The 11599-nt window shown below is 66.8% G+C and carries 5 protein-coding genes and 3 rRNA genes; all 8 read right to left on the bottom strand.

Annotation, left to right across the window (positions count from 1 at the left end; translation table 11 throughout):
- Positions 1 to 84: 84 nt before the first annotated feature.
- Positions 85 to 201, bottom strand: a 5S ribosomal RNA gene (gene rrf, locus P9841_RS18955).
- Positions 202 to 302: 101 nt separating this feature from the next.
- Positions 303 to 3414 (bottom strand): 23S ribosomal RNA (locus tag P9841_RS18950).
- Positions 3415 to 3774: 360 nt separating this feature from the next.
- Positions 3775 to 5295: ribosomal RNA gene (locus P9841_RS18945) — 16S ribosomal RNA — on the bottom strand.
- The 16S, 23S and 5S rRNA genes sit together here, the layout of an rRNA operon.
- Before the next feature lie 938 nt (positions 5296 to 6233).
- The gene (gene tyrS / locus P9841_RS18940; protein ID WP_283320097.1) at positions 6234 to 7499 is read right to left on the bottom strand and encodes a tyrosine--tRNA ligase; all 1266 of its coding nucleotides are present in this window, start codon (positions 7497 to 7499) and stop codon (positions 6234 to 6236) included.
- Positions 7500 to 7551: 52 nt separating this feature from the next.
- Complete coding sequence (locus P9841_RS18935) at positions 7552 to 8286, bottom strand: DNA-3-methyladenine glycosylase (protein ID WP_459349159.1); 735 nt, start codon at positions 8284 to 8286, stop codon at positions 7552 to 7554.
- Complete coding sequence (locus P9841_RS18930; protein WP_283320096.1) at positions 8283 to 8885, bottom strand: uridine kinase family protein; 603 nt, start codon at positions 8883 to 8885, stop codon at positions 8283 to 8285. Before P9841_RS18930 ends, P9841_RS18935 begins: the two co-directional genes overlap by 4 nt.
- Positions 8882 to 10342, bottom strand: coding sequence for an argininosuccinate lyase (gene argH, locus P9841_RS18925; protein ID WP_283320095.1), 1461 nt, complete (start codon positions 10340 to 10342; stop codon positions 8882 to 8884). Before argH ends, P9841_RS18930 begins: the two co-directional genes overlap by 4 nt.
- Positions 10335 to 11573 (bottom strand): argininosuccinate synthase, encoded by a 1239-nt coding sequence (locus P9841_RS18920; protein WP_283320094.1) that lies wholly within the window; start codon positions 11571 to 11573, stop codon positions 10335 to 10337. The genes argH and P9841_RS18920 overlap by 8 nt, the downstream gene beginning before the upstream one ends.
- Between the last annotated feature and the right edge of the window lie 26 nt (positions 11574 to 11599).

Raw genomic sequence — 11599 nt, 5'->3', positions numbered from 1 at the left:
TCGCGTCGCCTCACGCGGGCGTTCATGTCGGGTGGGGAAACAGAAGAAGCCACCCCAGCGATGGGGTGGCTTCTTCTGAATGATGTCCGGCGGCGTCCTACTCTCCCACACCCTGGCGAGTGCAGTACCATCGGCGCTGAAGGGCTTAGCTTCCGGGTTCGGAATGGGACCGGGCGTTTCCCCTTCGCTATGACCGCCGTAACTCTGTCGAACTGTCAACACGGGACACCCCACCGGCAGACCCGGGTGGGTGCGTGTTCGTGGTTCGGGAACCGCACAGTGGACGCGTAGCACAAGTATGAGTGGTGAAGTTGTCGGCTTATTAGTACCGGTCAGCTGCGAGGGTCTTGCGTCCCCTCTTCCACATCCGGCCTATCTACCCGGTGGTCTAGCCGGGAGCCTCTCAGGTCCGAAGACCCGTGGAAACCTCATCTTGAAGCAGGCTTCCCGCTTAGATGCTTTCAGCGGTTATCCCTTCCGAACGTAGCCAACCAGCCGTGCTCCTGGCGGAACAACTGGCACACCAGAGGTTCGTCCGTCCCGGTCCTCTCGTACTAGGGACAGCCCTTCTCAAGTTTCCTGCGCGCGCAGCGGATAGGGACCGAACTGTCTCACGACGTTCTAAACCCAGCTCGCGTACCGCTTTAATGGGCGAACAGCCCAACCCTTGGGACCTACTCCAGCCCCAGGATGCGACGAGCCGACATCGAGGTGCCAAACCATGCCGTCGATATGGACTCTTGGGCAAGATCAGCCTGTTATCCCCGGGGTACCTTTTATCCGTTGAGCGACGGCGCTTCCACAAGCCACCGCCGGATCACTAGTTCCGACTTTCGTCCCTGCTCGACCTGTCAGTCTCACAGTCAAGCTCCCTTGTGCACTTGCACTCGCCACCTGATTGCCAACCAGGCTGAGGGAACCTTTGAGCGCCTCCGTTACATTTTAGGAGGCAACCGCCCCAGTTAAACTACCCACCAGGCACTGTCCCTGATCCGGATCACGGACCGAGGTTAGATATCCAGAGCGACCAGAGTGGTATTTCAACGTTGACTCCACCGACACTGGCGTGCCGGCTTCACAGTCTCCCACCTATCCTACACAAGCCGCACCGAACACCAATACCAAGCTATAGTAAAGGTCCCGGGGTCTTTCCGTCCTGCTGCGCGTAACGAGCATCTTTACTCGTAGTGCAATTTCGCCGAGTTCGCGGTTGAGACAGCGGAGAAGTCGTTACGCCATTCGTGCAGGTCGGAACTTACCCGACAAGGAATTTCGCTACCTTAGGATGGTTATAGTTACCACCGCCGTTTACTGGGGCTTAAATTCTGAGCTTCGCCTTGCGGCTGACCCGTCCTCTTAACCTTCCAGCACCGGGCAGGCGTCAGTCCGTATACATCGTCTTGCGACTTCGCACGGACCTGTGTTTTTAGTAAACAGTCGCTTCTCCCTGGTCTCTGCGGCCCTCCACGCTTCCCGGGCAAGCCGGTACACGCTTCAGGCCCCCCTTCTCCCGAAGTTACGGGGGCATTTTGCCGAGTTCCTTAACCACGATTCTCTCGATCGCCTTGGTATTCTCTACCTGACCACCTGAGTCGGTTTAGGGTACGGGCGGCTAGAACCTCGCGTCGAAGCTTTTCTCGGCAGCATAGGATCACCCAATCATCCAGCATACGCTGTCACCATCGGTTCTCAGGCTATGTGAGTGGCGGATTTGCCTACCACTCGCCCTACGGCCTTGGACGTGGACTACCATCGCCACGCTGGGCTACCTTCCTGCGTCACTCCTGTTAATACGCTTACCTACTACCGGATCGGGTCACGCGCTCCCCCGCACGATGCACCCCGAAGGGTGCGGTGTGCGGGCTCGGGCGTTTAGCATCACCGGGCTCGGTATGGGCGGTTCTTCGCCGGTACGGGAATATCAACCCGTTGTCCATCGACTACGCCTGTCGGCCTCGCCTTAGGTCCCGACTTACCCAGGGCGGATTAGCCTGGCCCTGGAACCCTTGGTCATTCGGCGGACGGGTTTCTCACCCGTCATTCGCTACTCATGCCTGCATTCTCACTCGTGTAGCGTCCACCACTGGGTCACCCCGCAGCTTCACCCGCCACACGACGCTCCCCTACCCATCCACACGCCTGGACCACGAAGGCCTAGCGCAATGTGTGAATGCCACAGCTTCGGCGGTATACTTGAGCCCCGCTACATTGTCGGCGCGGAATCACTTGACCAGTGAGCTATTACGCACTCTTTCAAGGGTGGCTGCTTCTAAGCCAACCTCCTGGTTGTCTGTGCAACTCCACATCCTTTCCCACTTAGCATACGCTTAGGGGCCTTAGCTGGTGGTCTGGGCTGTTTCCCTCTCGACTACGGAGCTTATCCCCCGCAGTCTCACTCCCGCGCTCTCACTTACCGGCATTCGGAGTTTGGCTAACGTCAGTAACCTGGTAGGGCCCATCGGCTATCCAGTAGCTCTACCTCCGGCAAGAAACACGCGAGGCTGCACCTAAATGCATTTCGGGGAGAACCAGCTATCACGAAGTTTGATTGGCCTTTCACCCCTAACCACAGGTCATCCCCCCGGTTTTCAACCCAGGTGGGTTCGGTCCTCCACGCGGTCTTACCCGCGCTTCAACCTGCCCATGGCTAGATCACTTCGCTTCGGGTCTAGAGCACGCGACTATCACGCCCTGTTCGGACTCGCTTTCGCTACGGCTTCCCCACACGGGTTAACCTCGCCACGTACCACTAACTCGCAGGCTCATTCTTCAAAAGGCACGCCGTCACCCCTGCTAGGGAGGCTCCGACGGATTGTAGGCACACGGTTTCAGGTACTATTTCACTCCCCTCCCGGGGTACTTTTCACCTTTCCCTCACGGTACTTGTCCGCTATCGGTCACTAGGTAGTATTTAGGCTTAGCAAGTGGTCTTGCCAGATTCACACGGGATTTCTCGGGCCCCGTGCTACTTGGGATCCCCTTCGGGAGGCCACATGATTTCGTCTACGGGGGTACCACCCTCTGTGCCGGGCCATTCAATGCCCTTCGACTATCACGAAGCTTTCTGACTCCCTGCTGACTCGGCAGAATCAACTGAAAGGTCCCACAACCCCGTACACGCAACGCCTGCCGGCTTGACACGCATACGGTTTGGCCTGATCCGCTTTCGCTCGCCACTACTCACGGAATATCTCTTCCTGCCGGTACTGAGATGTTTCACTTCCCGGCGTTCCCTCCACACACCCTATATATTCAGGTGCGGGTCACACGACATGACTCGTGCGGGGTTTCCCCATTCGGACATCCTCGGATCACGGTTCGTTTGCCAACTCCCCGAGGCTTATCGCAGGCTACCACGTCCTTCTTCGGCTCCTAGTGCCAAGGCATCCACCCTGTGCCCTTAAAAACTTGACCACAAAGACATACTTTAAAGATGCTCGCGTCCACTGTGCAGTTCTCAAACAACGAACGATCCCCGGTCTTACGTCCGGCGCCTACCCGCTGCACGAAGCAGCTGGCGGTTCGACCGACCGACCGGGCCCGTCACGAAGCAACCTCCCTCGCGGGCTGTTCCCTCAGGACCCAACAGCGTGCCCAGGCGACCAACCCGACCCGGCGGTGCGCGTTCCATCCCGAAGGAGTACTGACGCGATGCCGGCCCGAGCGGGCCGCCGTAGTTGATGTTCCACCCGTGAGCACCACCCCCGACGCGTACGGCCGGGGCATGGCCTCTGCACAACCCCACCGAAGCAGGGCGTGTCAGATGCTCCTTAGAAAGGAGGTGATCCAGCCGCACCTTCCGGTACGGCTACCTTGTTACGACTTAGTCCCAATCGCCAGTCCCACCTTCGACGGCTCCCCCTCAAAGAGTTGGGCCACCGGCTTCGGGTGTTACCGACTTTCGTGACTTGACGGGCGGTGTGTACAAGGCCCGGGAACGTATTCACCGCAGCGTTGCTGATCTGCGATTACTAGCGACTCCGACTTCATGGGGTCGAGTTGCAGACCCCAATCCGAACTGAGACCGGCTTTTTGGGATTCGCTCCACCTCGCGGTATCGCAGCCCTTTGTACCGGCCATTGTAGCATGCGTGAAGCCCAAGACATAAGGGGCATGATGATTTGACGTCATCCCCACCTTCCTCCGAGTTGACCCCGGCAGTCTCCTATGAGTCCCCACCATCACGTGCTGGCAACATAGGACGAGGGTTGCGCTCGTTGCGGGACTTAACCCAACATCTCACGACACGAGCTGACGACAACCATGCACCACCTGTACACCGACCTTGCGGGGCAACCATCTCTGGAAGTTTCCGGTGTATGTCAAGCCTTGGTAAGGTTCTTCGCGTTGCATCGAATTAATCCGCATGCTCCGCCGCTTGTGCGGGCCCCCGTCAATTTCTTTGAGTTTTAGCCTTGCGGCCGTACTCCCCAGGCGGGGCACTTAATGCGTTTGCTGCGGCACGGAACTCGTGGAATGAGCCCCACACCTAGTGCCCAACGTTTACGGCATGGACTACCAGGGTATCTAATCCTGTTCGCTCCCCATGCTTTCGCTCCTCAGCGTCAGTTGCGGCCCAGAGACCTGCCTTCGCCATCGGTGTTCCTCCTGATATCTGCGCATTCCACCGCTACACCAGGAATTCCAGTCTCCCCTACCGCACTCTAGTCTGCCCGTACCCACTGCAAGCCCGAGGTTGAGCCTCGAGTTTTCACAGCAGACGCGACAAACCGCCTACGAGCTCTTTACGCCCAATAATTCCGGACAACGCTTGCGCCCTACGTATTACCGCGGCTGCTGGCACGTAGTTAGCCGGCGCTTCTTCTGCAGGTACCGTCACTTGCGCTTCTTCCCTGCTGAAAGAGGTTTACAACCCGAAGGCCTTCATCCCTCACGCGGCGTCGCTGCATCAGGCTTGCGCCCATTGTGCAATATTCCCCACTGCTGCCTCCCGTAGGAGTCTGGGCCGTGTCTCAGTCCCAGTGTGGCCGGTCGCCCTCTCAGGCCGGCTACCCGTCGTCGCCTTGGTGGGCCGTTACCCCACCAACAAGCTGATAGGCCGCGAGTCCATCCCTGACCGATAAATCTTTCCAACCGCATCGGATGCCCGAGCGGCACGTATCCGGTATTAGACCTCGTTTCCAAGGCTTATCCCAGAGTCAGGGGCAGGTTACTCACGTGTTACTCACCCGTTCGCCACTGATCCCCCCAGCAAGCTGGGGTTCACCGTTCGACTTGCATGTGTTAAGCACGCCGCCAGCGTTCGTCCTGAGCCAGAATCAAACTCTCCGTAAATGTCTCATTGGCAACCACCACCCGAAAGCAGCAGTCCACCGACACACGAAACGACCCCCACCCGCTGGCGAGCGAGGATCTATCAATTCGGCTTACCGGGAACCGCTCCGACGGGGTCGGACACGGCTCCCCAGTGAAGCCAAGACCCACCACACGAACCAACCACCCCGAACGAGGCGACCAACCCGAGCGATGAACCATCTTGGCATCAACTACTAGGCACACTGTTGAGTTCTCAAAGAACAGACGCGCATCCCCCACTCACCCTTGCGGGCTCCTGGCCGGAGGCTCAGTTCCGATCGACCAGAGCTTCTGGTCCGTTCCGCTCGCGTCCTGCGCGGCTTCCCGTTCCACCACTCTATCAGAGCGTCTGGCCCGCTTTTCCGTTTCCGGTTCGGCGTTCCACCACTCTACCAGAGTTTCCGGTCCGCTTTGCCGGGACATTTCCTGGCTCGGCTTTCCTTCACTCTACCAGAGCTTCCGTCCTGCTTTGTCGGCGTCAATTCCGACTCGGCCGGCACTCGGCTCCGGTCCCGGCACGACCATCCGGACGCCAGGGCGCCTGTCGGTCGTGCTGAGGGGGTGGCCACCCGTGGGACCAGCCACCGAGGAGATCCTCGGTGTCCGTTCCTCCCTGCCGGGCGACTCGGAGAACATTACGCGGACGTTTCGCCCAGCGTCAAGCCGGCGGGCTCACGGGCCCCGCGCGCTCCCCGCACCCCCGCTGACCTGCGGTTTCGCGCGCGGCCGGCCGGGGTGACCCCTGTTGTGGCGCGACGGGCGCCGGTGCGACGCCCGTCACTCTGCGTCCAGGGTGCCCCGGGCCGGCGGGCGCCGCAACCCCTCGACCGTCATCCGGGCGCCGCCGGGTCGCCCGGGACGACGACGGGGGTGGTCGGCGCCGGGCACCGACCACCCCCGTCCGGGTCGCGACGCGGTCAGGCGGAGCCCGCCCGCGCGACCGCGAGCGTCCGCTTGCCCCGACGCAGCACGAGCCACTGCCCGTGCAGCAGGTCCTCGGTCGCGACCACGGCGGTGTCGTCCGTGATCTTCCGGTTGTTCACCGACGCGCCCCCCTCCGCGATCGCACGGCGTGCCGCGCCCTTGGACGCCACCAGCCCGGTGGCGGCGAGCACGTCGACCAGCGGGTCGCCGACCCGCACCTCGGCCGAGGGCAGCTCGGCGACGGCCGCGCGCAGGGTCGGCTCGTCGAGCCCGGCGAGGTCGCCGCCGCCGAACAGGGCGCGGCTCGCGGCGATCACCTTGTCGGTGGCGTCGGTCCCGTGCACCAGGGACGTCACGTCGTAGGCGAGCGCCCGCTGGGCCTCACGTGCCGCCGGACGCGCGGCCACGGCCTCCTCGAGCTCCGCGATCTGCTCCCGCGTGCGGAACGTGAAGACCTTGAGGTAGCCGACCACCTCGGCGTCGTCGGCGTTGAGCCAGAACTGGTAGAAGGCGTACGGGCTCATCATCTCGGGGTCGAGCCAGATGGCGCCGCCCTCCGACTTGCCGAACTTGGTCCCGTCCGCCTTCGTGATGAGCGGGGTGGTCAGGGCGTGCACGGCCGCGTGCTCGGACTTGCGGATCAGCTCGACGCCGGACAGCAGGTTGCCCCACTGGTCGTTGCCGCCGGTCTGCAGCGTGCAGCCGTGCCGGCGGTGCAGCTCCAGGTAGTCCATGCCCTGCAGGATCTGGTAGCTGAACTCGGTGAACGAGATGCCCTCGTCGGAGGCGAGCCGCCGGGCCACCGTGTCCTTGGCGAGCATCGTGCCCAGGCGGTAGTGCTTGCCGACCTCCCGCAGGAAGTCGATGGCGGTGAGCTCGCCGGTCCAGTCGAGGTTGTTCACCATCCGCGCCGGGTTGTCCCCCTCGAAGTCGAGGAACCGGGAGATCTGCGCCTGGAGCCGCTGCACCCACTCGGCGACCGTGTCCTTGGTGTTGAGGACGCGCTCCCCCGACATCCGGGGGTCGCCGATGAGGCCGGTGGCCCCGCCGACGAGGGCCAGCGGGTGGTGGCCGGCGAGCTGCAGGTGCCGCATGAGGACGAGCTGCACGAGGTGGCCGTGGTGCAGCGAGGGCGCCGTCGGGTCGAACCCGGCGTAGAACGTCACCGGGCCGGCGTCGAGCGCCTCGCGCAGCGCGTCCTGGTCGGTGGTCTGGGCGACGAGACCGCGCCAGGCGAGCTCGTCGAGGAGGTGGGTCACGGGTGCTCCTTGCGTCGCGCGGCCGTGGGGGCCGCACCGTCGGCGGTCGGGGTCATGCCGGCGTCGCCCCGCTCTGCGGGCTGCTTCCCGACGCCGGCCGGCGATACGCCGGGCGGAACGCGGACACGGTGGGCTCGCCGGCGAGCCAGAACCGCCACGGGTACCGGGCCGCGTCGCCGCCGGGGCCGGCCACGCCGACGCGCGGTCCGGTGGCGTGCGCCCCGGTCACCGCGTCGGGGTCGCGGTGCAGCACGATCCGCCCGCCGGACTCGGTGACGTCGGCGCCGTAGTCGTCCATGCCGACGCCGAGCGCGACCGCGAGCCGGGCGGGGCCGCGCGCGATCTGGCGGTCGGAGTCGACCACGCCGGCGCGCGCCCGGCGGTCGCGGGCGAGGTCGACGCCGTCGACCACCTCGCCGGCGCGCAGCAGCACGGCGGAGGCGGTGCCGGCCGGCCCGGTGACGACGTTGACGCAGTGGTGGAGGCCGAGGTGCCGGTAGACGTACAGCCGCCCGGGCTCGCCGAACATCACCGCGTTGCGCGCCGTGCGGCCCCGGAACGCGTGCGAGCCGGGGTCGGCCTCGCCGGCGTAGGCCTCCACCTCGGTGAGGCGCACCGTCACGTCGCCCTCGTCGGAGCGGACGGTCAGGAGGGCGCCGAGCAGGTCCGCCGCCACGTCGAGCACGGGCCGCGCGTACCAGACGCGGGCGGGGGCGCGGCCGAGGGGGACGCCGGGCGCGGCTGCGTCGGGCACGCCGCCCTCGCTCTCCGGCACCGCCTGGCTCACCGGGCCATCCTGCCCCATGCGTCCACCCGCACGTCGGCGCGTCCACGGGTGCCCTCGCGCGCGTAGTGCACCGCCTCGTCCCGCATCCACCGCTCCCACTGCGGCCGGGCCGCCTGCCCGTCGCGCTCCAGGCCGCGCGCGAGCCGGGTGGCGTCGTCCGCCTCGACCCAGACGAGCAGGCTGAGGTCCGGCGCGCCCGCCCGCCGGCCGGAGCCGCAGCCCTCGAGCACCAGCACGTCGGGCACCGGCACGTCGACCCACTCGTCGAACCGGCCGGCGACCCAGTCGTACCGCTGGAACCGGCCGGTCAGCCCGCGGCGCAGCGGCTCGAGCACCTGGGCGGCCAGCCGCGGCCACAGGTCGCCGTCCAGCCCGGACCAGCCCTCGTACAGGTCGTCCATGTGGAGCACGTGCCCGCGCACGCCGGCCTCGGCGCACCGGCGGGCGACAGCGCCCGCGAGCGTGGTCTTGCCCGACCCGGCCGGGCCGTCGACGGCGACCAGCCGGACGGGTCCGAGCCGCCGGGGCGCGGACAGCAGCAGGGGCACGACGACGCCCGCGGCGTCCTCGTGCCCCTGGGGCGCGCTCGGGCAGGTCACCCGGCGATCGTGCCAGACGACGACGCACGGCCCGGCGCCGTGCCCGACACCGACGCCCGCAGCCCGGCGGCACGGGCGCGTGCCCGCCCGAGCTGCTCGGCGACCCGCACCGGGGCGGTGCCGCCGTGCGCGGACCGGGAGGCCACGGACCCCTCGACCGAGAGCACGCTGCGCACGTCCGGGGTGAGGTGCGGCGAGACGGCGGCCAGCTCCTCGTCCGTGAGGTCCCACAGCTCGACGGGCGGCTCGTGCTGCTCGCAGGCCCGGACGCACGCGCCCGCGACCTCGTGCGCGACCCGGAACGGCACGCCCTGGCGGACCAGCCACTCGGCGACGTCGGTCGCGAGCGAGAACCCCTGCGGGGCGAGCGAGGCCATCCGCTGCGTGTCGAACCGCAGCGTCGCGACCATCCCCGCGAAGGCGGGCAGCAGGACGGTGAGGGTGTCGACCTGGTCGAACACCGGCTCCTTGTCCTCCTGCAGGTCGCGGTTGTACGCGAGCGGCAGGCCCTTGAGCGTGGTGAGCAGGCCCGTGAGGTCGCCGACCAGCCGGCCGGCCTTGCCGCGCGCGAGCTCCGCCACGTCGGGGTTCTTCTTCTGCGGCATGATGCTCGACCCGGTCGAGTAGGCGTCGTCCAGCCGGACGAACCCGAACTCGACGGTCGACCAGAGGACGACCTCCTCCGCCAGGCGGGACAGGTCGACGCCGAGCATCGCGGACACCCAGGCGAACTCGGCCACGACGTCGCGGGACGCGGTGCCGTCGATCGAGTTCTCCACCGGCGCGTCGAAGCCGAGCTCCGCCGCGACGGCCGCCGGGTCGAGGCCCAGCGAGGACCCGGCCAGCGCGCCCGAGCCGTACGGGGACACCGCGGCCCGGCGGTCCCAGTCGGCGTACCGCTCGACGTCGCGCAGCAGCGGCCACGCGTGCGCCAGCAGGTGGTGCGCGAGCAGGACGGGCTGGGCGTGCTGCAGGTGCGTGCGCCCCGGCATGACCGCGTCGCCCGCGGCCTCGGCCTGGGCGACCAGGGCGTCGACGACGTCGAGGGTCAGCCCGGCGATGTCGCGCGCCGCGTCCCGCAGGTACATCCGCACCAGCGTCGCGATCTGGTCGTTGCGCGAGCGCCCGGCGCGCAGCCGCCCGCCGAGGTCGGCCCCGGCGCGCTCGATCAGCCCGCGTTCCAGGGCGCCGTGCACGTCCTCGTCGGACTCGGCGGCGACGAACGCCCCGGACTCGACGTCGGCGCGCAGGCGCTCCAGCGCGTCGAGCATGCCCGCGAGCGCCGCGTCGTCGAGCAGCCCGGCCGCGTGCAGCACCCGCGCGTGGGCCTTCGACCCCGCGATGTCCTGCGGGGCCAGGCGCCAGTCGAACTGGGTGGACTTGGACAGGGCCGCGAGCGCGTCCGCGGGGCCGCCGGCGAACCGGCCGCCCCACAGCGTGCCGGCCTGCTCAGGCACCGATGCCGCCCTGCGAGCCGAGGTCCTCGCCGTTGCCGAACTGCACGTCGCGCGCGGCGGCGAGCTTGGACGACAGGCCGTAGATCTCGATGAACCCGCGCGCGGCGGACTGGTCGAACGTGTCCCCCGAGTCGTAGGTGGCGAGGTTGAAGTCGTACAGCGAGGAGTCCGAGCGCCGGCCGGTGACGGTCGCGCGGCCCCCGTGCAGCACCATGCGGATCTCGCCGGAGACGTAGCGCTGGGTGTCGTCGATGAAGACGTCGAGCGACTTCTTCAGCGGGGAGAACCACTGGCCGTCGTAGACCAGCTCGGTCCAGCGCTGCTCGACCTGGCGCTTGAACCGGGCCTGCTCGCGCTCGACGGTGACGTTCTCGAGCTCCTGGTGCGCGGCGATGAGCGCGATCGCGCCCGGGGCCTCGTACACCTCGCGGGACTTGATGCCGACCAGGCGGTCCTCGACGATGTCGATGCGGCCGACGCCCTGCGCGCCCGCGCGGCGGTTCATCTCCTGGATCGCCTGCAGCGGGGTGACCGGCACGCCGTCCAGCGCGACCGGGACGCCCTGCTGGAACGTGATGACGACCTCGTCGGCGACCGGCGGGAACGTCGGGTCGTCCGTGTAGGTGTAGACGTCCTTGGTCGGCTCGTTCCAGATGTCCTCGAGGAACCCGGTCTCGACCGCGCGGCCCCACACGTTCTGGTCGATCGAGAACGGGTTGTGCTTGGTGGTCGCGATCGGCAGCTTCTTGCGCTCGGCGAACTCGATGGCCTTGTCGCGGGTCAGCGCGAGGTCGCGGACCGGCGCGAGGCACTTGAGGTCGGGGGCGATCGACGTGATGCCGACCTCGAACCGCACCTGGTCGTTGCCCTTGCCGGTGCAGCCGTGCGCGACGGTGGTGGCGCCGAACTGCCGCGCGGCCCGGACCAGGTGCTTGACGATGACGGGGCGGGACAGCGCGGACACCAGCGGGTACCGGTCGAGGTACAGGCCGTTGGCGCGCAGCGCCGGCATGCAGTACTCGGCGGCGAACTCGTCGCGGGCGTCGGCGACGTACGCCTCCACGGCGCCGCAGTCCAGGGCGCGCTGGCGGATGACCTCGAGGTCCTCGCCGCCCTGGCCGACGTCGACCGCCACGGCGATCACCTCGGCGCCGGTCGCCTCGGCGATCCAGCCGATGCCCACGGAGGTGTCCAGGCCGCCCGAGTAGGCGAGGACGACGCGCTCAGTCATGTGTCTTCTCTTTCGTGTCTGCGGGG

Origin of the sequence: Cellulomonas sp. ES6 (genome assembly GCF_030053835.1) — a bacterium.
GTDB lineage: Bacteria > Actinomycetota > Actinomycetes > Actinomycetales > Cellulomonadaceae > Cellulomonas.
This window is presented reverse-complemented; position numbering and strand designations above follow the sequence as displayed.

What these genes read in the sequence shown, in the direction of transcription:
- P9841_RS18920 (WP_283320094.1), bottom strand. Translation starts at nt 11,573, where the DNA reads ATGACTGAGCGCGTCGTCCTCGCCTACTCGGGCGGCCTGGACACCTCC.